Raw genomic sequence first — 25,277 nt, forward strand, 5'->3', positions numbered from 1 at the left:
CTTACCTTAGTAAACAGTCGGCGGTGTTTGTCGAGAGGGGGGTGGTGTGACCTGCGTCGCTCCCACGCATACTGGGGGTATGCAACGCGTGACCACCTACAGCAATGCCGGGCTCACCTTCGACGTCATCGACGAGGGGCCGGTCGACGGGCCCGTCGCCGTGTTGCTGCACGGCTTCCCGCAGCGCGCAGCGTCGTGGAACGAGGTGGCCATACGCCTGCACGGGCGCGGCATCCGCACGGTCGCGCCCGACCAGCGTGGCTACTCACCACGGGCCAGGCCGCGCCGGCGGACGGCGTACCGCATGGAGAACCTGGTCTCCGACGTCGCGGCCCTGATCCGCACGCTCGACGTCGGGCCGGTGCACCTGGTCGGCCACGACTGGGGTGCCGCGGTGGCCTGGCCGACCGCGGCCGCGCACCCCGAGCTGGTGCGCAGCCTCACGGCGGTCTCGGTCACGCACCCGGCCGCGTTCATGCGTTCGATGGTCGGCAGCCAGGTGCTGCGCTCCTGGTACATGGGCTTCTTCCAGCTGCCGTGGGTCCCCGAGCGCGTGCTCGGCGAGGAGGTCGGTGCCCGCCTGGCGCTGGGGCGGGCCGGCATGACTCCCGAGATGGTCGAGACGTTCCGCACCGACATCGTGGAGTACGGCGCCCTGCGCGGCGGGCTGAACTGGTACCGCGCGCTCCCGTTCACCCATCCACGCATGGCGCGCGGCCGCGTGGTAGCTCCGACCACCCAGGTCTGGAGCGACGGCGACGTCGCACTGGGCCGCCGCGGAGTCGAGCTCGCCGAGCGCCATGTCGACGGCCCGTTCGAGCTCCAGGTGCTGACCGGCGTGAGCCACTGGATCCCCGACGAGGCGCCCGACGTGCTCGCCGAGATCGTGTGTGAGCGGATCGACTCCGCCGAAAATAAGGGGTTCCAGCCGCGCGGGCACTAGGTTGGACCCCATGACTGACCCTGAAATCGATGCTGTTCCGACCTTCGATGAACTCGGGCTCGATGAACGGGTGCTCAAGGCACTGAAGAAGATCGGCTACGAGTCGCCTTCTCCCATCCAGGCCGCCACCATCCCACCGCTGCTCGAGGGACGCCACGTCGTCGGCCTCGCGCAGACCGGAACCGGCAAGACCGCCGCCTTCGCGCTGCCGATCCTCTCCCAGCTCGACCTCAAGCAGAAGACCCCGCAGGCGCTGGTGCTCGCGCCCACGCGTGAGCTCGCGCTCCAGGTCTCCGAGGCGTTCGAGAAGTACGCCTCCCACATGAACGGCGTCCACGTCCTGCCCGTCTACGGCGGCCAGGGGTACGGCGTCCAGCTCTCGGCGCTGCGTCGCGGCGTCCACGTCGTCGTCGGTACGCCGGGTCGCATCATGGACCACCTGGAGAAGGGCACCCTCGACCTCTCCGAGCTGCGCTTCCTGGTGCTCGACGAGGCCGACGAGATGCTCAAGATGGGCTTCGCCGAGGACGTCGAGACGATCCTGGCCGACACCCCTGACTCGAAGCACGTCGCGCTGTTCTCCGCGACGATGCCGCCGCAGATCCGCCGCATCGCGAAGAAGTACCTCAACGACGCCGCCGAGATCACGGTCAAGAACAAGACCACCACCGCCGCGAACATCACCCAGCGCTACATGACGGTGTCCTACCCGCAGAAGATCGACGCGCTGACCCGCATCCTCGAGGTCGAGAACTTCGAGGCGATGATCATCTTCGCCCGCACCAAGTCCGCCACCGAGGAGCTCGCCGAGAAGCTGCGGGCCCGTGGCTTCTCCGCGATCGCGATCAACGGTGACGTCGCCCAGAACCAGCGTGAGCGCACGATCAACCAGCTGCGCCAGGGCAAGCTCGACATCCTGGTCGCCACCGACGTCGCGGCCCGTGGCCTCGACGTCGAGCGGATCAGCCACGTCGTGAACTTCGACATCCCGACCGACACCGAGTCCTACGTGCACCGCATCGGCCGCACCGGGCGCGCCGGCCGCAGCGGTGACGCGATCTCGTTCATCACTCCGCGCGAGCGCTACCTGCTCAAGGCGATCGAGAAGGCCACCCGCCAGTCGCTGACCCAGATGCAGCTGCCGACGGTCGACGACATCAACACCACGCGCCTGGCCCGCTTCGACGACTCGATCACCGAGGCGCTCAACTCCGACCGGGTCGAGTTCTTCCGCGACGTGGTCAACCACTACGTCCGCGAGCACGACGTGCCCGAGGCCGACGTGGCCGCCGCGCTGGCGGTCGTACTCCAGGGCAAGACGCCCCTGCTGATGGAGCCCGAGCCGGCCCAGACCTTCACGCGCTCCGACCGCTCCGACCGTTCCGACCGTGGCTCCCGAGACGACCGCGGCCCCCGCCGCGAGCGTCCCGACCGCCCGTCGCGAGGTCGCAGCGACGTGCCGATGGCGCCGTACCGCATCTCCGTCGGCAAGCGCCACAAGGTCGAGCCGCGCCAGATCGTCGGCGCGCTGGCCAACGAGGGCGGCCTGGGTCGCGGCGACTTCGGCAAGATCGACATCCGTCCCGACCACTCGATCGTCGAGCTGCCGGTCGACCTGCCCAGCGATGCGTGGGACAAGCTGCGCGGCACCCGCATCTCCGGCAAGCTGATCGAGCTGAGCAAGGCCGACGGCGAAGAGATCAGCCGCACACCCCACAACAAGTACGACGGCGGCGCCAGCGACCGTGGCCCGAAGAAGTTCGAGAAGAAGCCCCGCCACAAGAAGTACTGACCCGCGCGAACCGTGGATTCCTGTGCCGCGAACCGTGGGTTCTTGCGGTGCTGAGCAGCGGCATTCCGTCGTGATGGAGGAGCAAGAGGCTCCCGCCGTGAGCGCACGGAATCTGTCGGGTTCCCCCGCAGGCTCGACATGAATCGTGCACTCAGTGGCGGATGCCGAACTTCCTCGCCGTGATCGTCTCGACCAGCCCGCGGGGCGCGACTCGGCGCAGCGCGAAGACCAGGGGTGCGTTGCTGCCGCGGGCGTAGAGCGACCTCGGCTTCTCGGCCTCGATCGCCTCACACAGGGTCGCGGCGACGTCGTGGGCACTCACGCCGCCCGCCTCGAGCTCGTCGAGTCGCGCGATCACGATGTTGCACTCACGCTTGTACGGCGAGTCGTCGGCGACGTACTTCGTGCGGCGCTGGCTGATGCCGGTGTTGATCGACCCGGGCTCGACCGTGGTCAGCCACACGCCGTACGGCGCCAGCTCCTCTCGTGCGGCCGTGGCGAACGCCCGGATCGCGGCCTTGGTGGCGGCGTACGACGACCGGTAGGGCAGGGGAAAGCTGGCGATCATCGAACCGATCATCACCACCCGTCCGTAGCCACGCTCGCGCATGCCGGGCAGGAGCAGCTGGGTCAGCTGCACGGGGCCGAGCACGTTGAGCTGGAAGAGCCGGTCGAGGGCGTCGACCGGCAGCTCCTCCAGCGGACCGGACTGCGACTCCCCGGCGTTGTTGACCAGCACGTCGACCGGGCCTGCTGCCTGCGCGCAGGCCACGATGGACGCGCGGTCCTCGAGGTCGAGCGCCAGCCATTCGACCCCCTCGACGAGTTGGTCGTCGCGCAGCGACTTCGGGTTGCGACTGGTGCCGATCACCCGGAACCCCTTGCCCAGCAAGGCGATTGCGGTGGCCTGACCGATTCCGGAGGAGGCGCCGGTGACGAGGGCGGTGCGCATCAGAGGGCCTTCGCCAGGGCCAGGCCCGCGGCGCGACCCGAGAAGATGCAGCCCCCGAGGAAGGTGCCCTCGAGTGCGTTGTAGCCGTGCACGCCGCCACCGCCGAACCCGGCGACCTCGCCTGCGGCGTAGAGGCCGGGGATCGGCGCACCGTCGCCGCCGATGACCCGCGAGTCGAGGTCGGTCTGGATGCCGCCGAGGGTCTTGCGGGAGAGGATGTTGAGGCGCACCGCGATCAGCGGACCGTTGTCGGCGTCGAGGATGCGGTGCGGTGAGGCCACCCGGATCAGCTTGTCGGTACGCGACAGGCGGGCGTTGCGGATCGCCATCAGCTGCAGGTCCTTGGAGAAGGCGTTGTCGAGCTGGCGGTCGCGCTCGACGATCTGCTTCTCGACGTGGGCCGCGTCGAGCACCGCGCCGTCCCGGCCGAGCTCGTTCATGCCGGCCACCAGCTCGCCGATCGTGTCGGCTACGACGAAGTCCTCGCCGTGCTCCTTGAACTTCTCGACCGGGCCGGGTGCGCCCTTGGCCAGACGGGACTGGAGCATGAACTTCAGGTCGCGGCGGGTGATGTCGGGGTTCTGCTCGGAGCCGGAGAGGGCGAACTCCTTCTCGATGATCTTCTGGGTCAGCACGAACCACGAGTAGTCGTGGCCGGTGGCCAGGATCGCCTTCATCGTGCCGATCGAGTCGAAGCCCGGGAAGTTCGGCGAGGGCAGCCGGTCGCCCAGCGCGTCGAACCACATCGACGACGGTCCGGGGATGATCCGGATGGCGTGGTCGGGCCAGATCGGGTCCCAGTTGTGGATGCCCTCGGTGTAGGCCCACATGCGGTCGGAGTTGACCAGGTTGGCGCCGGCGGCCTCCGAGATCGCGAGCATGCGGCCGTCGACATGGGCAGGCACCCCGGCGATCATGTGCTTGGGCACGGGACCGAGCCGGTCGACCGGCCAGTTCGCCCGCATCAGGTCGAAGTTGTGGCCGATGCCGCCGGAGGTGACGACCACGGCGCCCGCGCGCAGTTCGAAGTCTCCGACCACCTCACGGGAGGACTTCACGCCGCGCTCGGCGTCGCTGTCCTCCAGCACGGAACCGCGTACGCCGACCACGGCGCCGGCGTCCACGACCAGCTCGTCGACCTGGTGACGGAACGCGAACCGCACGAGACCCTGCGCCTCGCCGTCGAGCACCGGCTTCTCGAAGATCTCCACGACCGCCGGCCCGGTTCCCCAGGAGAGGTGGAACCGCGGCACGGAGTTGCCGTGACCGCTCGCCGAGCCCGAGCCGCGCTCGGCCCAGCCGACGAACGGCAGGAACTTCAGGCCGAGGCCCCGCACGTAGTCGCGCTTGCCGCCGGCAGCCCACGCGACGTACGCCTCGGCCCACTGGCGGCCCCAGACGTCCTGGTCGTCGAGGCGGTCGAAGCCGGCCGAGCCGAGCCAGTCCTGCATGGCGAGCTCGGGGGAGTCCTTGATGCCCATGCGGCGCTGTTCGGGGCTGTCGACGAAGAAGAGCCCGCCGAGCGACCAGAACGCCTGCCCGCCCAGGTTGTTGCGGTTCTCCTGCTCGACGACCAGCACGCGTTTGCCGGCCTTGACCAGTTCGTGGGTGGCGACGAGCCCGGCCAGGCCGGCGCCGACCACGATCACGTCGGGGCGGAAGTCGTCGTCGGTCATGGGGTCTCCTCGGGTGGGGTGTGGGTGACGTCGGTGTCGGCCTCGACGGTGTGTGCCGTGACCAGGAGGACAAAGAGGTCTGTACGGCGCTGCAGGACGGCAGCGTTGTCGGGTTCGATCAGGCACTGCACGGAGGTGCCGTCGTGCACGGCGACCAGGGCCGGGCCGAGTGCTGCCGGATCGATGACGCGTCGTCCGACCCGGGCCAGGAGTGCTTCGAGCGTCGGCATGAGGCCCGCCTCGATGCGTTCCTCGCGTTGCGCCATCACGCGCCGCAGCGCCGGGTTGCGCAGTGCGTGCGCGGTGAACTCGGCGGTCACGCGGTACCACTCGTCGTCCAGCGGAACCGCCGAGAGCACGTGCTCGACGGCCTCACGCAGCGACGTGACGGGCGGTGGCTCCTGGGTGAGGAACGCCGCGAGGTCGGACTGCATCTCCTCGGACCGCTGCTCCCAGATGGCCAGGAAGAGCTCGTCGAGCGAGGTGAAGTTGGAGTAGAACGCGCCGCGGGTGAACCCCGCCTGCTCGCAGACCTGCTCGACGGTCGACCGGCCGAACCCCTCGCGGGCGAAGACCACGAGGGCGGCGTCGAGCAGGCGTTGCCGGGTCTGCTGGCGGCGTCGCGTCGGTGCCGGAGTACTCACGATACGAAAATGTATCCGATACAGCTCTGTATCGGAAGGGCTGAAGTGCCGTGAACCACGGGCGCCCGCCACTACCCTGTCGGGGTGACCCTTCCTGTCCTGTTCATCCTCGGTGCCGGGCCCGGCCTGGGCCGCGCGGTGGCGCACCGGTTCCACAACGACGGCTACAAGATCGTGCTTGCCGCGCGCTCCGAGCACCGCCTCGGCCAGCTGGCCGACGACCTGCGAGGGGCGGGCACGAAGGTGGACACGGTGGCGGTCGACCTCACCGACGAGAAGGCCGTACGCCGGGCAGTCGACGAGGTGGGTCGCAGGCACGGCCACATCGACGTGCTGCACTTCAACCCGAGCACCTTCCGCCAGAAGGACCCGCTCGCCCTGACCGTCGACGAGCTCCTGGACGACCTCCGCCTCGGCGTTGCGCCGTTGCTGCCCGCCGTGCAGGCCGCGCGGCCCTACCTGCGCAGCGGGGCCCGCGTGGTCGTCACCGGCAGTGCCGCCGCCGACAAGCCGTGGAACCAGGCCGCGTCGCTCGGCGTGCAGAAGGCCGCCCTGCGCAATCTGGTGATCAGCCTCGACACCACCCTCGAGCCCGACGGAATCCGTGCGGTCAACGTGCAGGTCGACGGAGTGCTGGCCCAGTCGGGCACCTTCGGTCCGGGCAACGTGGCGACGGCGATCCATGCGGCCGTCGTACGCCGGGACGCGGAGTGGACGCCCCTCGTGCACTACCCCGGCTGACCTCGTGAGGCGCTGAGGGCAGAGACACCTTCCGTTCACCTTGGTGCCACACACTCCGCGCGTGAACCCCGCTCCAACGACGCTCCTGCCTGCCCTCCTGGCCGGCGACCGGGCGCCACGACCGCGCACCTTGGTCGACATCTTCCGCACCACGGTCGAGGAGTGCCCTGACGCACTCGCCGTCGACAGCGGCATCGAGACCCTGACGTACGCCGAGCTCGCCGAGGCCGCCGACGACCTGGCCGACCGGCTGGCCGCGCTGGGCGTGGGGCGTGGCGACAAGGTCGGCGTACGCATCAAGTCCGGGACCACCGACCTCTACGTGGCGATCATCGGCATCCTGGTCGCCGGCGCGGCCTACGTGCCGGTCGACGCCGACGACCCCGACGAGAGGGCCCGCGTGGTCTTCGAGGAGTCGGCGGCTGCCGCGGTGATCGGCAACGACCTGGTGATCGCCGCGACCGTCGACCGCGACCCGCGCGAACGCGATGCGCCGGGCCACGACGACGACGCGTGGGTGATCTTCACCTCCGGCTCCACCGGCAGGCCCAAGGGCGTGGCGGTCACCCACCGCAACGCCGCGGCCTTCGTCGACGCCGAGTCGAACATGTTCCTGGTCGACGAACCGATCGGGCCCGACGACCGGGTGATGGCCGGCCTCTCGGTCGCCTTCGACGCCAGCTGCGAGGAGATGTGGCTGGCCTGGGCGTACGGCGGCTGCCTGGTCCCCGCACCACGCTCCCTGGTGCGCTCCGGTGTCGACGTCGGGCCCTGGCTGGTCGCCAACGACATCACCATCGTCTCGACGGTGCCGACGCTGGTGGCGCTGTGGCCCGCAGCGGCCCTCGACAAGGTCCGCCTGCTGATCATGGGCGGCGAGGCCTGCCCGCCCGAGCTGGCCGCGAGGCTCCAGCGTGAGGGCCGCGAGGTGTGGAACACCTACGGCCCGACCGAGGCCACCGTGGTCGCCTGTGGTGCCCTGCTCGACGGCTCCGACCCGGTGCGCATCGGCCTTCCCCTCGACGGCTGGGACCTCGCCGTGGTCGATGCGGAGGGTCACCCGGTCGGCGAGGGCGAGTCCGGCGAGCTGATCATCGGCGGCGTCGGGCTGGCCCGCTACCTCGACCCGGAGAAGGACGCCGAGAAGTACGCACCGATGCCGACGCTCGGCTGGGAGCGCGCCTACCGCTCGGGCGACGTCGTGCGCAACGACCCGGCCGGCCTGGTCTTCGCCGGTCGCGCCGACGACCAGATCAAGCTGGGCGGTCGACGCATCGAGCTCGGTGAGATCGACGACCAGATGCTCCGCGTCCCCGGCGTGCTCTCGGCCGCGGCCGCCGTACGCTCCACGAAGTCGGGCAACAAGCTGCTGGTCGGCTACCTCACCGTCGACGCGGGCTACGACGCCGACCGGGCCAAGGAGCTCCTGCGCCACCGGATGCCGGCCGCGCTGGTGCCGCGGCTGGCGGTCGTCGAGGAGCTCCCCACGAGGACGTCGGGCAAGGTCGACCGCGACGCCTTGCCGTGGCCGCTGCCGAAGGTGCCCGCCTCGACCGTGGCGCTGAGCGGCACCAGCGCGTGGATCGCCGAGATCTGGGCCGAGGTGCTGGGCGCCGACGTGACCTCGCCGAAGGACGACTTCTTCGACTTCGGCGGCGGCTCGCTGACCGCGGCCCAGGTCGTCAGCAGGCTGCGCGAGAAGCACCCGGAGGTGGTAGTCGGCGACGTCTACGCCAACCCCTCGGTCGGCACGCTGGCCGCGACGCTCGACGAGATGGGCGGCTCCACCGTCCTCTCGGACCGCAAGGTGCAGCCGATCCGGCGCAAGACGCAGGTCGGCCAGCTCCTCGCGCTGCTGCCGCTCCGCGCCCTGGCTGCACAGAAGTGGCTGGCCTGGCTGATGCTCGGCTCCACGCTCGGCGCGGCGATCACCGACCTCGAGTGGCTGGTCTCGTTCCCGCTGTGGCTGCTGGTGCTGACCACCTGGTTCTTCCTCGTGCCGCCGGGCCGGATGACCGTGGCCGCCCTGCTCGCCCGCTTCCTCCTGCGCGACCTCGAGCCCGGCACCTATCCGCGCGGCGGCAAGATGCACCTGCGGCTCTGGTTGGCCGAGAAGATCCAGGAGGAGCTCGGCGCCGCCGGACTCTCCGGCGCACCCTGGTTCCCCTACTACGCGCGGCTCCTGGGCGCCCGGCTCGGCAAGGGCGTCGACCTGCACACGCTGCCACCGGTCACCGGGCTGCTCGAGGTCGGCAACGACGCCGCGATCGAGCTCGAGGTCGACCTGGCCGGCCACTGGATCGACGGCGACGTGGTGCACGTCGGTGCCGTCGCGATCGGTGCCCGGGCCCGCATCGGCGCCCGCAGCACGCTCGCGCCCGGTTCCCGGGTCGGCAAGGACGCCGAGGTCGCCCCCGGGTCCCATGTCGTCGGCGAGGTTCCTGACGGAGAGTTCTGGTCGGGCTCCCCGGCCGAGCGGCAGGCCCGCGCCCGCGGCCCGTGGTCGAACACCGCACCGCCCCGGTCCTCGCGCTGGATCGGGGTCTACGGCGCGGTCGCCTGGCTGGTCGCAGTGCTGCCGGCCGTCTCGATCGGCGTCGGTGCGTCGGTGCTGCTGCCGGCGCTCGACGGAACCGACAGCCTCGGCGAGGCCCTGCTGGCCGCGCTGCCCTGGCTGCCGCTCGCGGCCTTCACGGCGTACGCCGTCCTCATGCTGCTCGTCGTGGGCCTGACCCGCCTGTTCGCGTTGGCCGTCGAACCTGGCCACCACCCGGTGCGTTCTCTGGCCGGCGTCTCGATCTGGGGCACGGTGCGCCTGCTCGACGAGGCCCGCGACTGGCTGTTCCCGGTCTACTCCAGTGCGATCACCCCGATCTGGTTGCGCCTGCTCGGCGCCCGCATCGGCCACGGCGTCGAGGCCTCGACCGTGCTGCTGATCCCCAGCCTCGTGCACGTCAACGACCACGCCTTCCTGGCCGACGACACCCTGATCGGCTCCTACGAGCTGGGCGGCGGCTGGATCCGCGTCGAGCGGGTCAAGGTCGGCAAGCGCGCGTTCGTCGGCAACTCCGGCATGCTCGCGCCCGGCCGCAAGGTGCCCAAGCAGTCGCTGGTCGCCGTGCTCTCGGCGGCACCGGGGCGTGGTGTGGCCAAGGCCGGCTCGTCGTGGATGGGCAGCCCGCCGCGGAAGCTGCGGCGTACGACCGGGGAGCGGGACAGCAGCCGCACCTACGACCCTCCGACCCGCCTGCACGTGCTGCGCGGGCTCGTCGAGACCGGCCGCGTGGTGCCGATGTTCCTCGGCGTCCTGCTGCACCTGGGCATCGGCGCAACCCTGTTCTGGGCGCTCGACCAGGGCGGCTACATGCTGGCGCTGGTGCTCGGCGGCTTCGTGATGGTCGCCGGCAGCCTGGTCGCGGCAGCCGTGACGGTGGCCGCCAAGTGGCTGATCGTCGGACGGCACCGCCGGGGCGAGCACGCGCTGTGGACGTCGTTCGTGTGGCGCAACGAGCTGGCCGACACCTTCACCGAGGTGCTGGCCGCGCCGTGGTTCGCCCGGGTCACCTCCGGCACCGTTGCGTTGAACGTGTGGTTGCGCAGCCTGGGTGCCGAGATCGGACCCGGCGCCTGGTGCGAGTCCTACTGGCTGCCCGAGACCGACCTGGTCCGCCTGGACGCGGGCGCGACGGTCAACCGCGGGTGCGTCGTGCAGACCCACCTCTTCCACGACCGGGTGCTCAGCATGGACACCGTGGTGCTGGGGGCAGGGGCCACCCTCGGCCCGAACAGCGTGATCCTGCCGGCCGCGTCGATCGGTCGCCACGCGACCGTCGGCCCCGTGTCGTTGGTGATGCGCGGCGAGGGCGTACCCTCGCGGACGCGCTGGATCGGGAACCCGATCGGGCCCTGGGAGGAAGAGGACGCGTGAGGCGAGGCGGCACCGACAGTTATGTTCCCGGGCACGGTGACGCGTCGTACGACGTGGAGCACTACGGGCTGGCGCTGGGCTACAAGCTGATCGGCAACCGGATCGACGGCGACGCCACCCTCCGCTGCCGGGCGCGGGCGAACCTCGAGTTCCTCGAGCTCGACCTGCACGCGCTGCGTCCGGCGAAGGTCCTCCTCAACGGCAGGTCGGCCTCCTTCACCCACCGCAACCAGCGCATCCACGTCAAGCTGGGCACGACGATCCCGGCCGGCGAGGTCTTCGACCTGCGCGTGAAGTACGCCGGCAGCCCGAGGCCGGTGCCCTCGAGGGTGCTCGGCACGTCGGGGTGGGAGGAGCTGGACGACGGCGTGATCGTCGCCGCGCAGCCGCATGGTGCGCCGTCGTGGTTCCCCTGCAACGACCGCCCCGACAACAAGGCGACCTACTCGATCGCGGTCTCGGCGCCCTCCGACTACTACGTGGCCGTCTCCGGCGAGCTGGTCTCGTCCCGTCGCAGTGGCAGCGCGACCACCTGGCTCTACGAGCAGCAGTCGCCGATGCCGACGTACCTCGCGACGGTGCAGATCGGCCGCTACGAGGTGGTCGAGCTCGAGGCCGACGTACCCCTGCGGGTGATCGGCCCGGCCGACCGCGACGAGGACGCGTTCGCTGCCGGTTTCGGCCGCCAGCCGGAGATGCTGGCGTTCTTCGTGAAGCTGTTCGGCGACTACCCGTTCGCCTCCTACACGGCGGTGATCACCGACGACGACCTCGAGATTCCCCTGGAGTCACAAGGGCTCTCGACGTTCGGACGCAACTTCGTCAGCGACGACTGGGACGCCGTCCGGCTGGTCGCGCACGAGCTCTCGCACCAGTGGTTCGGCAACGCGGTGACGCTGACCAAGTGGAAGGACATCTGGCTGCACGAGGGCTTCGCCTGCTACGCGGAGTGGCTGTGGTCGGAGGAGTCCGGGTCGAAGAGTGCCGACGAGCGCGCCGCGATCCACCATGCGCGGGTCGCCGACGACGACGGCCCCGACCTGCTGCTGGGCGACCCGGGCGCGGAGCTGATGTTCGATGACCGCGTCTACAAGCGTGGGGCGCTGACCTTGCACGCGTTGCGGGCCGAGGTGGGCGACGAGACGTTCTTCGCGATCCTGCGCGGCTGGGTCGCCGAACACACCGGCGGCAACGTGACCACCGAGCAGTTCATCGCGCACGCGGCGGGGGTCGCCGGCCGCGACCTCACGGAGCTCTTCGACGCCTGGTTGTTCAGCGTCGAGCTGCCGGAGCTGCCGAAGCTCTGACCCCGGGTCGGACCGGCAGCACGACGACCGCGGCCACCGAGCCGACGGGCGCGTCCAGCTCGCGCACGTCGTGATCGGCCAGGCGCACCGACGTCATCGCCACGTCGAGTCCGGTGCCGCGCGCCTTGAGGATGGCCTCCTTCGCGGCCCAGGCCCATGTGGCCTCGACGCCGGGCGGGTCGTCCGGATGCAGCACGAGGCCCGGGTCCCAGCGCGCCTCGACATCGGCGACCACCTCGATGTCGACGCCGACGGGACTCGTCGCCACCGCTGTGACCAGGTGGTCACCGGCGCGCGACAGGCTGACGTGGGCGCCGGTGGCCCACGGCCGCCCGTGCGCGTCCGAGCCGCAGCGCGGGCACAGTCGACCGACGCGGACGCCGCCCGCGTCGACTCCGAGAAGGGCGGCGACGTGCCGGGCGAGCGCCTCGTCGGCGTCCCCGGTGCGGGGGTGCCAGGCGATGTCGGCGACCCCGTCGCCCGGGAGTCCGCCGGAAGAACTCATGGCGTGAACCCTATGCGTGCCCTTAGTGTGACGTGGGCCACATGTGGGGATCGACAAAGGAGTCGTGTGCATGAAGTGGAAGATCTCGGGCGCGGTTGCTGCGGCAGCCTCGGTCCTCACCGCCACGCTGGTGGCCGCTCCCGCGGCCCACGCCGCCGGTCCGTCGTACGTCGCCCTCGGTGACTCGTACGCCTCGGGTACCGGCACTCGCAGCTACATCGACGACGGCACCTCGTGTCAGCGCTCGACGTACGCCTATCCCTCACTGATCGCGGCGGCCCGCGGCTACTCGCTCAACTTCCGGGCCTGCTCGGGGGCGCGGATCCCCGACGTCACCAACAACCAGCTGAGCGCGCTCACCTCGACCACGAAGTACGTGTCGATCTCGGTGGGCGGCAATGACGCCGGCTTCGCCGACGTGCTCACCGAGTGCGCACAGCCCGGCTGGATGAGCGACTGCGACGGTGCCATCGACGGGGCACAGGCCTACATCAACAACACCCTGCCTGCGAAGCTCTCCACGCTCTATGCCGCGATCCGGGCGAAGTCACCCACCGCCAAGGTGGTCGTGGTCGGCTACCCGCGCATCTTCAACGGCGAGGACTGCAACGCGCTGACCTGGTTCTCGCCGGCGGAGGAGAGCCGGCTCAACGCCACGGCCGACCTGCTCAACAGCCGTACCGCCACGCAGGCCGGCGCCAAGGGCTTCAGCTTCGCCAACCCCACGAGCCGGTTCGTGGGCCACGCCGTCTGCGACGACCCCGAATACCTCAACGGGCTGTCGAACCCGATCTCGGAGTCCTACCACCCGAACAAGCCGGGCCATGCGAGCGGCTACACGCCGACGGTGAGCCCGCTGCTCACCGGTGCCTCGTTGACGGTGACTGCCGACGTACGCCGGACCGCCGCGGCGAGCGCCGACGACCTGGCGGCGCAGCAGCGCCAGTACGCCGCGGCCGACGCGTCGATCACGCCGGAGACCTTCGGTGTGCCCGACCTCGACAGCCCGCGCGCCCGGGCGGCCGCCCGCAAGGCCGGCATCGACATCGACCGGTGGGTGGCCAGGCAGGCCCGGCGCTGACCCGGAACCTCCGAAAATGGGCCGTTGTGGGGCGAAATCTGCCTCTGCGCACGCTGGGCCACCCCGCAGTGGAGGAGAACTGCGGACTTCTTCGGTGGAAGAACGTGCGAAATGGGGACGGGCGTGCGATACTCAAGGTGAACAGAAAGTGAACAGGAGGTGTCCCATGCGCAGCCACGACCAGAACGACCGCCCCACGATGACGTGGATCGAGGTCAAGGACGCGGATGGTCGCACGCACCTGGAGGCACGCTGGAGCGTCACCACGCACACGTCCGCCGCCACCGTGCACGCGGCCTGAGCTGGATTCAGACAGACGCAGCAATCTCTCGAACCGGCCCGCCACCGAGTGGCGGGCCGGTTCCGTGTTCGGGTAAGGATTGCCCATGCGTGCTGCCTGGCGAGACCTCTCGGAGAGACTCGGCCCCGGCACGCTCCGCGACATCCTGCTGGTGAACCTCGCCGTCGGCATCGTCGGTGTCTCGTACGGCGCGATCACCGTCGGCGACGGACTGCCCCTGTGGGCTCCCAACCTGATGTCGATCGTCGTGCTCGGTGGGGCGAGCCAGTTCCTGTTCACCGGCATCATCGGGGCCGGTGGCAGTCCGGTCGCGGCCGTGCTGGCGGGCCTGCTGGTGAACGCCCGCCACCTCCCCTTCGGCTTCGCCCTTGCCGACACGGTCAAGAATCGGCCCGTGCTGGGGTCCTACCTGATGATCGACGAGGTCGTCGCCTTCGCACTGTCCGAGAAGGATCCGGTGCGGCGCCGCCTGGTGTTCTTCACCTGCGGTGCCTGCCTGTGGGTGTTCTGGAACATCGGCTCGCTGCTGGGCGGGCTGCTCGGCAACGCGATCACCGACACGGACACCTTCGGGCTCGACGCGGCGTTCCCCGCCGTGCTCGTGGCGTTGGTGATGCCCGCCCTGCGTGACCGTCGGACCCGCACCCTCGCGTTGGTCGGTGCGGTCGTGGCGGTGGCGGTCACCCCGCTCCTGCCGGCCGGGACCGCGGTGCTGCTCGCGCTTGCCGCGTTGGCCCTGCTGCCCCTCATGCGCGGAGCCGGTGAGGCGTCGTGATCTCGGCCCCGGTGCTGATCGCCTCCGCCGTCCTGCTCGGCCTCGGCACGTTCGCGTTCCGGGCCGTAGGCCCCCTGCTGCACGCCCGCATCCGGGTGAGCCCGTCCGTGCAGTCGCTGATGTCGATGTCCGCGACCGTCCTGCTGGTCGCCCTCGCCGCCACGGCCGCGATCTTCGACGGGTCGTCGCCGGCCGGCTGGGCCCGGGTGTCCGGGGTCGCGGTCGCCGTGGTCCTGGCCTGGCGCCGGGCGCCGTTCGTGGTCATCGTGCTGGCCGCGGCCGGGACCGCCGCGGGCCTGCGCGCGCTCGGCGTCTGAGAACTGGCGACAGGTCGATCGGAACTGGCGACGGGTCGATCGGAACTGGCGACGGGTCGATCGGAACTGGCGACGGGTCAGTCGTCGTCGACCCGCTTGCCGTCCTTGTAGATGATCCTCGTCCTGAGCTCCGGCACCGTCACCTCGGCGGCCACCAGCGGGTGGTCGCTGGCGCGCTGGATGTCCGGGGTGCGCAGCGCGCGGTAGTCGCTGAACTCCACCTTGTCGGAGCCGAACACCCAGTCGACGGCGAGCGGTCGCGGCGGCGGGGCGCACGAGCTGCCGGTGCTACCACCGTTCGCTGCCTTGAGTCCCGTCGAGGTGGTGATCCGACAGAAGTAGCCTTCCCAGTCGTTCATGTCACCGGTGAGGAACACGGGCTCGTCGGGGTGGTCGGCGGCGAGCTGGTTGGCCAGGTCGATCTCGACCTGGGTCGCGGCTCCGCGCCACTTGGCGGCGTTGCCGTGGGCGTTGGCCGGGTTGTGCACGTTCATCAGCCACAGCTTCTGGCCGGTGGCGATGTGCTCGAGCTGGACCACCGGCATCTGCCGGATCTGGCCGAAGAAGTAGGGGATGCCGAACGTCTCGCTCTGCACCAGGTTGAACGTGTCGGTGCGCCACGCGACGGCGTTGGCATGCAGCTGTACGCCGGCGCTGGCCGGCGGGTACACGCCGTACGACCCGCCGGTCTGGGCCAGGAACGCGCCCATCTGCGGGGCCTGGAACTCCTGGAAGCCGACCAGGTCGACACTGCTGTTGCGCAGGGCGCCGACCGCGAGCCCGGTGCGCACGCCGCTGGGGGCCATGCCCTTGCGGTCACCGCCGGGGGCGGTGTGGCTGTGTCCGAGCAGGTTGAACGACGCGATCGTGAAGCTGAACTGCGGCGCCACGTCGTACTTCGGCTTGGGCTTGCGTTTGATCGTCACCGTCGGACCGACCAGCTTCTTCTGCACCGTCGAGCCCTCGGGACGCCCCGGAACCGTCGAGGACGCCGTCGGCGATCCCGAAGGCTGCTGCGAGGGCGGGGCGGAAACCGTGGTGCTGGGCTCGGCACTCGTCTTGTTGCTGTCGTCGGACTCGCCGCCGAGCACGAACCCGAAGATCACCACGAGGGCGGTCACGAGCGCAGCCGGAGCCAACATCACGAGGAGCTCGGGTGGTTTGCGCACCGGAGAAGGTTACCTGTGGGAAGCCTCAGTGCCGAACCTGCCGAGATCCACCCCCGCACTAGGGTGAAAACATGAGCGATGTCTTCGATGTCCTGGACCCCGTCGACGGATCGGTGATCGACCGGGTGCCCGACGCCACCGTCGCCGACGCGATCGGCGCACTCGACCGGGCGGTCGCCGTGCAGGCCGAGTGGGCGGCGACCCCGCCGCGAGACCGCGGGGAGATCCTGCGCCGGGCGTTCGAGCTGATCACCGAGCGCGCCGACGAGTTCGGCCGCACCATCAGCCTCGAGATGGGCAAGCCCCTGGCCGAGGGCAAGGGCGAGGTGGCCTACGGTGCCGAGTTCCTGCGCTGGTTCAGTGAAGAGGCGGTCCGCATCCGCGGCAGCTGGCTGAACGCACCGGCCGGCGGCTCGCGGCTGCTGACCCTCAAGAAGCCGGTCGGCCCATGCCTGTTCGTCACCCCGTGGAACTTCCCGCTGGCGATGGGAACCCGCAAGATCGGACCGGCGATCGCGGCCGGCTGCACGATGATCGTCAAGCCGGCCTCGGCCACCCCGCTGACGATGATCAAGCTGGCCGAGGTCTTCGCCGAGGCCGGCCTCCCCGACGGGGTCCTCCAGGTGGTCACCACCAGGTCGTCGAGGGAGGTCACGGCGGCGCTGATGGCCGACGACCGACTCCGCAAGGTCTCGTTCACCGGCTCCACCGCGGTCGGCAAGGGCCTGGTCGAGCAGTCGGCCGCCAACCTCCAGCGGGTGTCGATGGAGCTCGGCGGCAACGCACCGTTCCTGGTCTTCGACGACGCCGACGTCGACGCGGCGATCGAGGGCGCGATGGTCGCCAAGATGCGCAACATGGGCGAGGCCTGCACCTCGGCCAACCGGTTCCTGGTGCAGTCGGGTGTGGCCGAGGAGTTCACGAGGAAGCTGGCCGAGCGCATGGGCGCGTTGAAGGTCGGCCGCGGCCAGGACGACGGGGTCGAGGTCGGTCCGCTGATCGACGCCGACGCCGTGGCCGGCGTCCGCGAGCTGGTCGACGACGCAGTGGCGCAGGGCGCCCGGGTCGCCACCGGTGGTGGTGAGCCCGACGGCAACTTCTACCCGCCGACCGTGCTCGCCGATGTGCCGGCCGGTGCGCGGATCAACCGCGAGGAGGTCTTCGGGCCGGTCGCGCCGGTGACCACGTTCACCGACGAGGACGAGGCGATCCGGCTGGCCAACGACACGGAGTACGGCTTGGCGTCCTACGTCTACACCCGCGACCTCGACCGCACGCTGCGCGTCGTGGAGTCGCTCGCCTTCGGCATGGTCGGGGTCAACACCGGCCTGGTCTCCAACCCGGCGGCTCCGTTCGGCGGGGTGAAGGCCAGCGGGTTCGGCCGCGAGGGTGGCTTCGAGGGCATCGAGGAGTACCTCGACACGACGTACGTCGGCATCGCGCGCGGGTGACTCTCGCGAGCGGCTCGGCCGACGTGGCAGGCTGGGACCATGGCTGACAACCCGCAGGGCACGCCAGGGCCGCCCACCACGATCGTCCTCTTCGGCGCCACCGGTGATCTCTCCCGGCGCAAGCTGCTGCCGGGCATGCTGCACCTGTGGCGCTCGGGGCTGCTGCCCGAGATGCAGGTGGTCGGCACCTCGCTCGACGAGCACACCCGTGAGTCGTTCGTCGACTTCGCCCGTGAGGCGATCGGCGAGTTCAGCGACGACGAGCAGGACAAGGACGAGTTCGAGGAGTTCGCCAAGCGGCTCTTCTGGGCCAACGATGGTGTCGACAACCTGAAGGCCGGCATCGAGGAGGCCGAGGCCGACTGCGAGAAGCCGCAGGCCCGGCTGCACTATCTCTCCGTGCCGCCGAAGGCCGCGCTCAGCGTCGTGGACACCCTCGACAAGGCCGGCCTGGTCAAGAACAGCCGCATCGTGATGGAGAAGCCGTTCGGCACCGACCTGGCCTCGGCCAAGTCGCTGAACGACTCGATCCACAAGGTCTTCAAGGAAGAGCAGATCTTCCGCATCGACCACTTCCTCGGCAAGGAGCCGGCGCTCAACATCCTCGCGCTGCGCTTCGCCAACGGCCTCTTCGAGCCGATCTGGCACCGCAACCACATCGACCACATCCAGATCGACATCCCCGAGACGCTCGGCGTCGAAGGTCGGGCGGCCTTCTACGAGGGCACCGGCGCCTACCGCGACATGGTGGTCACCCACCTCTTCCAGGTGCTCGCCTTCATCGCGATGGAGCCGCCGACGGCGCTCGACCCGATCTCGATCAGCGAGGAGAAGCACAAGGTCTTCCGCTCGATGCTGCCGCTCGACCCCCACGACGTCGTGCGTGGGCAGTACGACGGCTACCGGGCCGAGGAGGGCGTCGACCCGCAGTCCGACACCGAGACCTTCATCGCGCTGAAGTGCTTCGTCGACAACTGGCGCTGGGCCGACGTGCCGTTCTACCTGCGCACCGGCAAGAAGCTCGCCGAGGGTCAGCGGATCATCTCGATCGCGTTCCGTGAGCCACCGAAGTCGATGTTCCCCGAGGGGTCCGGCATCGGCGACCACGGGCCCGACCACCTCACCTTCGACCTGGCCGACACCGCGAAGATGTCGTTGTCGTTCTACGGCAAGCGCCCGGGCCCGGGGTTCGGCCTCAACAAGCTGTCGATGCAGTTCGCCATGGAGGACACCGGCTGGGCCGGGTCGATCCTCGAGGCCTACGAGCGCCTGATCCTCGAGGCGGTGAAGGGCAACCGCACCCTGTTCACCACCGCCGAGGGCGTCGAGCGGTTGTGGGAGATCTCCGAGCCGCTGCTCGAGCACATGCCGCCAGTGCGCAACTACCCCCAGGGCTCGTGGGGCCCCAACCAGATCCACCAGCTGATCGCCCCGTTCGCGTGGCGGCTGCCGTTCGAACGCAAGTGGCGCGCCAACTAGGCCCTCGCCGCTGATGGAGCCCTACGCCGAGGTCGTCGCGTCGTACACGTCCTTCGCCGAAGAGGCTGGGGACTCGCCCTGCTTCGTGGAGTGGTCGCTCGGCGTCGCCGGTGACCCGGAGGTGCAGCGCCTGATCCGCACCCTGCCGCCGGTCAAGCAGCAGCCGAACCTGGTCTTCGCCGCCGCACGCTGGCACGGCACTCCCGCGCCCGGGCCGTACGCCGGACTGCGCGCGACGTTGCTGGAGCGCTGGTCGCAGGTGCGCGAGACGATCCTGGCCCGCTCGACCCAGACCAACGAGGTGGGGCGGCTGGCCACCCTGCTGCCGGCGTTCGCCACGCTCGGTGACCGGCTGCACCTGATCGAGGTCGGTGCCTCGGCCGGGCTGTGCCTCTACCCGGACACCTACCGCCACGAGTGGGTGCAGTACGACGACCCGACGGTGATGCACCACGTGGGCGACGGGCCGGTGCTGACCTGCCGGGTCTCCGGGCCGGTCCCGTTCCCGGAACGGATGCCCCGGGTCTTGTCGCGCGCAGGCATCGACCTGAACCCGCTCGACGTCACCGACGCCGACGAGATGGCGTGGTTGGCGAACCTCGTCTGGCCCGAGCAGGACGCGCGTCGGGCCCGCCTGGCCGCGGCGATCGACGTGGCCAGGCAGGACCCGCCGAACCTGACCCGCGGCAACCTGCTCGACGCGCTGCCGCGGCTGCTCGACCGGGCACCGGACGAAGGATCGGGGGAGAAGGCGGTCACCGTCGTCTTCCACTCCGCGGTGATCGCCTACCTCGAGGAGCCCGATCGCCGTCGGTTTGCCGCGCTGATGGCCGGCCTGGTGGCCGAGGGTCGGTGCCACTGGGTGAGCAACGAGGGCCCGAACGTGCTGCCCGGGGTGACCTCCACCGGCCCGGCCCCGACCAGGCCCGGGTTCGTGCTCGGCATCGACGGTCGCTCGGTCGCCTTCACCCACGGCCACGGCAGCACCCTCCGTTGGCACGAACCAGCAACTCTTGATGCGCGAACCGTGGGTTCTTGATGCGCGAACCGTGGATCCTTGATGAAGTTTGACTTCAAGCGAACTTCAAGTTTCACCATGGAGTCATGAGAGCGATCAGACTTCATGACTTCGGCCCCGCCGACAACCTGCGGCTCGACGAGCTGCCCGACCTGACACCCGGAGACGGACAGATCCGCATCGCCGTCGAGGCGGCCGGCGTCCACCTGCTCGACACCACCCTGCGTGCGGGCGACCCGGCCGGGCCGATGCCCCTGCCAGACCTTCCGACCGTGCCCGGTCGCGAGGTGGCCGGTGTCGTCGACCGCGTCGGACCCGGCGTCAGCGAGAGCTGGCGGGGCGCCCGGGTGGTCGCGCACCTCGGCATGGTCCCCGGCGGGTACGCCGACCAGGCGGTCACCTCGGTCGACAACCCCAACCTCTTCCGGGTCCGTGACGGGGTCGACCTGTCCGATGCGGTGGCCATGGTCGGCACCGGCCGGACCGCGCAGGGCATCCTCGAGATCGAGCCGCCGATGGTCGGTGACGTGGTGCTGGTGCCGTCCGCGGCCGGCGGGCTCGGCTGGCTGCTAGCCCAGGCCGCCCGGCGCGGCGGCGCCCGCGTCGTGGCGCTGGCCGGCGGCCCGGAGAAGGTGGACCGGCTCGCCGCACTCCGACCCGATCTCGTCGTGGACTACCGCGAGTCCGGCTGGCACAAGCGGGTGGCGGACGGCCCCGGCCCGATCAGCCTCGTCTACGACGGCGTCGGCGGCGAGGTCGGCCGGCATGCCCTCGAGCTGCTGCGCCCCGGCGGCCGGATGGTGATGTTCGGCTGGTCCTCCGGCACGGCCACCGACTTCACCTCGGCCGACCTGGTCCAGCGCGGGTTGTCCGTCTCGTGGAGCCTCGGCCCGCGGATGGCCGCGCTGCCCGGCGGGATTCCCGGCCTGGCCGGTCGGGCGCTCAACCGCCTGGCAGCCGGTGACTGGAAGCCGCTCGTGTCGACGTACCCGCTGGCCGACGCCGCCCGGGCGCACTCCGACCTCGAGCAGCGCAGGGCGCTCGGCAAGGTTGTCCTGCTGCCCCGACAGTGATCCCGGGGCTGAACCACCGATGAAACAAGGTGCATTTGTCGGTCTGCACGACAAGAATGGCCCAAGCCTGATCGGAGCACCTCGTGACTGACCTCCACCCCGCGGCCCGGGAGCCGCTGGAGGAACCCCCGCCGCTGCCGCGGCCGTTGCCGCGCGCCCTCGTGCCGTTCCGTACGCCGGCCTACCGCAAGCTCGCCATCGCCCTGGTATTCACCCTGTTCGCATGGGGTGTCTGGGTGATCGCGCTGGTGTGGGAGGTGATCCGGCTCGGCGGTTCGGCGGGCGACCTGTCCTTCGTCGCCGGGGCCAACGCGGTCGGCATGCTCGTGCCGGTGCTCTTCGCCGGCGTGGTCGCCGATCGCATCCCGCAGAAGGTGATCCTGCTCGGGGTCGCGGCCGTGCAGTTCTCGGCGATCGCACTCGTCGGATTCCTCTCGCTGACCGACCTGTCGAGCATCCCGGTCCTGATCGGCATCAACTTCGCCTACGGCTGCGCCACAGCGTTCTACTACCCGGCGTACTCCGCCTGGCTGCCCTCGCTCGTCCCCGAGGAGGACCTGCTGGCGGTCAACGGCTTCGAGGGCGCGGTGCGGCCGATGATCGGCCAGGCCATCGGCCCGGCGTTGTCCGGCTTCATGGTCGGTGCGGCCTCGCCCGGGTGGGCGATCATGGTCGCCGCCGTCGCGGCCGGGCTGGGCATCGTCACGCTGCTCGCCGTACCACTCACCCCGGTCCACCGCGACCGGTCCAGCGACGCGCCCGTGCACCCGGTGCGGTCGGCCCTCACCGACATGGGCGAGGGCTTCGGCTACATGGTGCGTACGCCGTGGCTGCTGGCCACCCTGGTCTTCGCGAGCCTGATGATCCTGGTCTTCATCGGCCCGTTCGAGGTGCTGGTGCCGTTCCTGATCAAGGACACGCTCGGCGGTGACGCGGGCGACCACGCCCTCGTGCTTGCCGCGTTCGGCATCGGTGGTGCGGTCGGCTCGTTCGTGATGGGCTCCCTGCCGATGCCACGGCGCTACCTGACCGTGATGAACCTGATGTGGGGCGTCGGCTGCCTGCCGATCGCGTTGTTCGGCATCGTCGACCACGTGTGGATGCTGGTCGGCCTCGGCCTGCTGCTGGGTGGCATGTTCTCGGCGCCGATGGTCATCTGGGGCACACTCCTGCAGCGGCGGGTGCCACCGCACATGCTGGGCCGGGTCTCGTCCCTCGACTTCTTCGTCTCGATCTCGTTGATGCCGGTGTCGATGGCGCTGGCCGGTCCGGTGGCCGAGGTGATCGGCGTCCGCGAGACGTTCTACATCGCCGGCGCCGTGCCGATGGTGGTCGCCGTCGTGGCGATCATCTGGGCGCGCCTGCCGCGCGACGAGATCGCGCACCCGCTCAGGTAGGCAGCTCCTTGCGTCCGCTGATGCCGAGCTTGCGGTAGACGTTCGACAGGTGCCACTCGACGGCCTTCACGGTGACCACGAGCCGGCCCGCGATCTCGCGGTTCGTGAGGCCGCTGGCGGCCAGCTCGACGACGCGCAGCTCGCTCGGAGTCAGGCCTTCCAGCCCCGGTGGTGCCGTGGAGCCGGCAGGCTGGTCGAGGCGCGTCAGCAGTCGTCGTACCCGATCGAGGAGAGGCCGCAGGCGGGAGCGGACGGCGATCAGCTCGGCCTCGCGCAGGAGCCTGATCACCCCCGGTCCGCGGTCCTCGTGCAGCAGGACGAGTACGCCGGCCAGGTCGGTCAGCACCTGGGCACGCAGGCGGGTCGCCTGGATCCCTTCGAGCTCCTCGAGCGCCTGGGTGAGCAGGTCACGCCGACTGCTCGCGCCGTCGACGGCGGCCAGCGTGCGCAACGCGAGCGCACGCGCGTACGCCGACCCGGAGGCCCGGGCCCGGGTCAGGTGCTCGTGGGCCAGCCGGACCGCCTCCGGTGACCGGCCCTGACGGGTCAGCGCGAGTGCCAGGCCGGCGCGCCAGGGCAGCAGGTCGGGGTCGTCGGGGCCGGCCTCACCGGCCGAGCGGAAGTGCCCGGCCGCCCGGTCGTGGTCGCCCTCGAGCTCGGCGAGCCCGGCAAGGGCCCAGTGCGCCAGGCCGGTGTGGTGGTCCTTGCTGGGTGCGTGCAGCGCGGCGTCGGCCAGGTGCGGCATCAGGGGGGCCACCCGGTGGGCCTCACCCAACGCGAGCCGGCTCTCGACGAGGCCGGCCAGCACGGCAGGGTCGGGGCGACGCGGATCGTGCATCTTCTCGAAGAGGACCAGGGCGCGACTGACCTCGCCCTTGCGTAAGAGCTCGTGAGCGTCGAGCGGAGAGGCTCCCGAGGCGACAGGCACCCCCATGTCCAGCAGGTTAGGGCGACCTCACCTCAAATAACCAGACAACTGTCAAGGGATCACCCAAAAGGGGTACGTTGCCCTGATCTCAACGGACCACCCGAGACCCCAGTTTCGGGACAACTCCGACCGAGGAAGGCCAACAGCCGGACCGAGGCCGGAGCGGCGTCGGGGACCGGCAGCGCCTCTGCGAAGCGTACGCCGCGATCCGCCGCGTCGACCAGGGCGTACGCCGCCGGCAGGAGGTCTGTGGCCAGCCCCTCCGGGAGTGGTGCGTCGAAGCGGGTGGCCCGGGCCACGTCCCAGGCGTGGACGGCGATCTCGAGGGCGCCGGCGCTCAGCAGGATGCCGCTGGCCAGGCGTCGGTCGCCGAGCCGGACGGTGCGGGCGGCCGGTGAGGTCCAGGCGCCGAGCAGCGTGCAGGCCTGGTCGTAGAGCACGCCGACAGGTGTCGGGTCGTCGCCGCTCGGCGGGCGGATGCTGATCAGCCCGGAGCTCGCCTCGGTGAACGCGTCGAGTGAGTCGGACATGTGGGCCAGGAGTGCGCCGAGCCGCCACTCGGAGCAGGGCGTGGGGGAGTCGGGGTCCGCGGTGGCCGCGGCGCCGAGTGCTCCGCGGGCGTAGCCGATGGCGCGTTCGAGCAGCTCCACCGGATCGGTGGTGTTCATCGCGGGCTCAGCTGGTGGTGGGGGCGAAGCGCTCGGGAAGGTCGTCCTCGGTGAGCACCAACGGGAGGCCGAAGCGGGCGAAGGCGTCCTTCTCGAAGAACGCGGCCACCCGGGCCACGCGGTTGCCCTCGATCTGGAGCACCTGCAGGTGGAACGGCGTGTAGGTGCCGTCGGGCTGCTTCAGGTAGAGGCCGAACGCGGGCTGGCCGTTGGCGGTCGTCGGCAGCATCGGCATGTCGTTGACCCCGCCGGGGCACTGCGTGGCGATCAGCTCGCCGATGTTCTGGTTGCCGACGTACCAACCGGTGAAGGGCGGCATCTCCCAGATCGCGTCGGCCTTGAGCATGTCGACGATGGCGGTGATGTCCTTGCGCCAGAAGGCGTCGACGTAGGCGTCGAGCAGGGCCTGTTGGTCGGGCGCGACCGTCGCGCTGGCGTCGTCGGCGGAGAGGTGCGCCTCCTCCATCTGGGCGTGGGCCCGCTGGAGTGCGGAGTTCACCGCGGCCGGCGTGGTGTCGAGCGCCTCGGCGACCTCCTTGGCCGACCAGCGGAGGACGTCGCGCAGGATCAGCACGGCGCGCTGCCGGGCCGGAAGGTGCTGGAGGGCGGCGACGAAGGCGAGGCGGATCGACTCCCGGTCGGTGACCACGACGGCGGCGTCGGGCACCGGCTCGAGCCACGGCACCTCGTTGTCGGCGATCAGCTCGTCGGAGGCCTGGGCGTCGGCGGTGCCGAGACCGGTGGGCAGCGGCCGGCGGGCCTTGCCCTCGAGGTTGGTCAGGCACACGTTGGTCGCGATGCGGTAGAGCCACGTGCGCACCGAGGAGCGACCCTCGAAGTTGTGGTAGGCCTTCCAGGCGCGCAGGTAGGTCTCCTGGACCAGGTCCTCGGCCTCGTGCACCGACCCGGTCATGCGGTAGCAGTGGGCGATCAGCTCACGGCGGTAGCCGTTGGCGACGTCCTGGAAATCCGTCTCGTTCACAAGTGTGGTGGTCACGCCCGCCTCCTGGTGCGTTTCAGTCTGCCGGAAGTAACGACCGCCCGCCACCGGAAAACTCATCGCTCATCACGAGACGAAGTTCCGTGAGCGATGAGTTCGATGCTCGGGCCGGGTCGGAACGGTGACGCGAAC

At 70.5% G+C, this 25,277-nt stretch carries 22 protein-coding genes; 14 read left to right on the forward strand and 8 right to left on the reverse strand.

Features of this window, described 5'->3' with window-relative positions; genetic code table 11:
• Positions 1 to 79 precede the first annotated feature (79 nt).
• Both ASD30_RS18290 and ASD30_RS18295 read left to right on the forward strand, forming a co-directional pair.
• Positions 80 to 943: an alpha/beta fold hydrolase gene (locus ASD30_RS18290; protein ID WP_056684619.1), complete on the forward strand. Its 864-nt coding sequence runs from the start codon at positions 80 to 82 to the stop codon at positions 941 to 943.
• 10 nt (positions 944 to 953) lie between these two features.
• Positions 954 to 2,735: a DEAD/DEAH box helicase gene (locus ASD30_RS18295; RefSeq protein WP_082563930.1), complete on the forward strand. Its 1,782-nt coding sequence runs from the start codon at positions 954 to 956 to the stop codon at positions 2,733 to 2,735.
• A 151-nt stretch (positions 2,736 to 2,886) separates the two neighbouring features.
• Here the strand turns inward: ASD30_RS18295 and ASD30_RS18300 are convergent, their stop codons facing one another.
• Genes ASD30_RS18300 through ASD30_RS18310 form a run of 3 tightly spaced genes read right to left on the reverse strand, consistent with a single transcriptional unit; the run spans position 2,887 to position 6,007 of the window.
• Positions 2,887 to 3,687: an SDR family oxidoreductase gene (locus ASD30_RS18300; protein WP_082563931.1), complete on the reverse strand. Its 801-nt coding sequence runs from the start codon at positions 3,685 to 3,687 to the stop codon at positions 2,887 to 2,889.
• Positions 3,687 to 5,363, reverse strand: coding sequence for an FAD-binding dehydrogenase (locus ASD30_RS18305; RefSeq protein ID WP_056684622.1), 1,677 nt, complete (start codon positions 5,361 to 5,363; stop codon positions 3,687 to 3,689). Before ASD30_RS18305 ends, ASD30_RS18300 begins: the two co-directional genes overlap by 1 nt.
• Positions 5,360 to 6,007, reverse strand: a complete 648-nt coding sequence (locus ASD30_RS18310; RefSeq protein ID WP_056684625.1) for a TetR/AcrR family transcriptional regulator — start codon at positions 6,005 to 6,007, stop codon at positions 5,360 to 5,362. Before ASD30_RS18310 ends, ASD30_RS18305 begins: the two co-directional genes overlap by 4 nt.
• An 84-nt stretch (positions 6,008 to 6,091) precedes the next feature.
• Between ASD30_RS18310 and ASD30_RS18315 the strand changes: the two genes are divergently transcribed.
• The 3 genes from ASD30_RS18315 (at position 6,092) to ASD30_RS18325 (ending at position 11,983) form a co-directional block, all read left to right on the forward strand.
• Complete coding sequence (locus ASD30_RS18315; RefSeq protein ID WP_056684628.1) at positions 6,092 to 6,748, forward strand: SDR family oxidoreductase; 657 nt, start codon at positions 6,092 to 6,094, stop codon at positions 6,746 to 6,748.
• A 61-nt stretch (positions 6,749 to 6,809) separates the two neighbouring features.
• Entirely contained in the window at positions 6,810 to 10,676 is a 3,867-nt protein-coding gene (locus tag ASD30_RS18320) for a Pls/PosA family non-ribosomal peptide synthetase (protein ID WP_235532617.1), read from the forward strand.
• Positions 10,673 to 11,983 (forward strand): M1 family metallopeptidase, encoded by a 1,311-nt coding sequence (locus tag ASD30_RS18325; RefSeq protein ID WP_056684634.1) that lies wholly within the window; start codon positions 10,673 to 10,675, stop codon positions 11,981 to 11,983. The genes ASD30_RS18320 and ASD30_RS18325 overlap by 4 nt, the downstream gene beginning before the upstream one ends.
• Here the strand turns inward: ASD30_RS18325 and ASD30_RS18330 are convergent.
• Positions 11,949 to 12,488 (reverse strand): 4'-phosphopantetheinyl transferase family protein, encoded by a 540-nt coding sequence (locus ASD30_RS18330; RefSeq protein WP_056684638.1) that lies wholly within the window; start codon positions 12,486 to 12,488, stop codon positions 11,949 to 11,951. The two genes, ASD30_RS18325 and ASD30_RS18330, sit on opposite strands and share 35 nt — an antisense overlap.
• 70 nt (positions 12,489 to 12,558) lie before the next feature.
• On the opposite strand from ASD30_RS18330, the gene ASD30_RS18335 reads away from it, so the two are divergent.
• The 4 genes from ASD30_RS18335 (at position 12,559) to ASD30_RS18345 (ending at position 14,962) form a co-directional block, all read left to right on the forward strand.
• Complete coding sequence (locus ASD30_RS18335; RefSeq protein WP_056684641.1) at positions 12,559 to 13,569, forward strand: SGNH/GDSL hydrolase family protein; 1,011 nt, start codon at positions 12,559 to 12,561, stop codon at positions 13,567 to 13,569.
• A gap of 166 nt (positions 13,570 to 13,735) precedes the next feature.
• Complete coding sequence (locus ASD30_RS27790; protein ID WP_268788297.1) at positions 13,736 to 13,870, forward strand: hypothetical protein; 135 nt, start codon at positions 13,736 to 13,738, stop codon at positions 13,868 to 13,870.
• A gap of 85 nt (positions 13,871 to 13,955) precedes the next feature.
• Complete coding sequence (locus ASD30_RS18340; protein WP_056684644.1) at positions 13,956 to 14,645, forward strand: AzlC family ABC transporter permease; 690 nt, start codon at positions 13,956 to 13,958, stop codon at positions 14,643 to 14,645.
• On the forward strand, positions 14,642 to 14,962 hold the full coding sequence (locus tag ASD30_RS18345; protein WP_056684647.1) for an AzlD domain-containing protein: 321 nt from the start codon (positions 14,642 to 14,644) through the stop codon (positions 14,960 to 14,962). The genes ASD30_RS18340 and ASD30_RS18345 overlap by 4 nt, the downstream gene beginning before the upstream one ends.
• A gap of 77 nt (positions 14,963 to 15,039) precedes the next feature.
• Here the strand turns inward: ASD30_RS18345 and ASD30_RS18350 are convergent, their stop codons facing one another.
• Positions 15,040 to 16,131: an endonuclease/exonuclease/phosphatase family protein gene (locus tag ASD30_RS18350; RefSeq protein ID WP_056684650.1), complete on the reverse strand. Its 1,092-nt coding sequence runs from the start codon at positions 16,129 to 16,131 to the stop codon at positions 15,040 to 15,042.
• A gap of 71 nt (positions 16,132 to 16,202) precedes the next feature.
• Between ASD30_RS18350 and ASD30_RS18355 the strand changes: the two genes are divergently transcribed.
• The 5 genes from ASD30_RS18355 (at position 16,203) to ASD30_RS18375 (ending at position 22,549) form a co-directional block, all read left to right on the forward strand.
• Complete coding sequence (locus ASD30_RS18355; RefSeq protein ID WP_082563932.1) at positions 16,203 to 17,582, forward strand: NAD-dependent succinate-semialdehyde dehydrogenase; 1,380 nt, start codon at positions 16,203 to 16,205, stop codon at positions 17,580 to 17,582.
• A gap of 39 nt (positions 17,583 to 17,621) precedes the next feature.
• The gene (gene zwf / locus ASD30_RS18360; protein WP_056684654.1) at positions 17,622 to 19,061 is read left to right on the forward strand and encodes a glucose-6-phosphate dehydrogenase; all 1,440 of its coding nucleotides are present in this window, start codon (positions 17,622 to 17,624) and stop codon (positions 19,059 to 19,061) included.
• Positions 19,062 to 19,074: 13 nt separating this feature from the next.
• A complete protein-coding gene (locus tag ASD30_RS18365) occupies positions 19,075 to 20,100 on the forward strand; it encodes a DUF2332 domain-containing protein (protein ID WP_056684657.1) in 1,026 nt (341 codons plus the stop codon).
• Between the two features lie 65 nt (positions 20,101 to 20,165).
• Positions 20,166 to 21,152 carry a zinc-binding dehydrogenase gene (locus tag ASD30_RS18370; protein WP_056684659.1) on the forward strand — a complete coding sequence of 329 codons (987 nt, stop codon included), beginning with the start codon at positions 20,166 to 20,168 and terminating at the stop codon, positions 21,150 to 21,152.
• Positions 21,153 to 21,235: 83 nt separating this feature from the next.
• Positions 21,236 to 22,549, forward strand: coding sequence for an MFS transporter (locus ASD30_RS18375; RefSeq protein WP_200949897.1), 1,314 nt, complete (start codon positions 21,236 to 21,238; stop codon positions 22,547 to 22,549).
• Here ASD30_RS18375 and ASD30_RS18380 read toward each other — a convergent pair.
• The 3 genes from ASD30_RS18380 to ASD30_RS18390 are packed head-to-tail and all read right to left on the reverse strand — an operon-like array spanning position 22,542 to position 25,205.
• Positions 22,542 to 23,483, reverse strand: coding sequence for a LuxR C-terminal-related transcriptional regulator (locus tag ASD30_RS18380; protein WP_056684662.1), 942 nt, complete (start codon positions 23,481 to 23,483; stop codon positions 22,542 to 22,544). The genes ASD30_RS18375 and ASD30_RS18380 overlap by 8 nt on opposite strands.
• Positions 23,484 to 23,536: 53 nt before the next feature.
• A complete protein-coding gene (locus ASD30_RS18385; protein ID WP_056684664.1) occupies positions 23,537 to 24,145 on the reverse strand; it encodes a TIGR03086 family metal-binding protein in 609 nt (202 codons plus the stop codon).
• A gap of 7 nt (positions 24,146 to 24,152) precedes the next feature.
• Positions 24,153 to 25,205 (reverse strand): sigma-70 family RNA polymerase sigma factor, encoded by a 1,053-nt coding sequence (locus tag ASD30_RS18390; protein ID WP_082563934.1) that lies wholly within the window; start codon positions 25,203 to 25,205, stop codon positions 24,153 to 24,155.
• Between the last annotated feature and the right edge of the window lie 72 nt (positions 25,206 to 25,277).

The sequence above is a fragment of the Nocardioides sp. Root140 genome (assembly GCF_001426745.1).
GTDB lineage: Bacteria > Actinomycetota > Actinomycetes > Propionibacteriales > Nocardioidaceae > Nocardioides.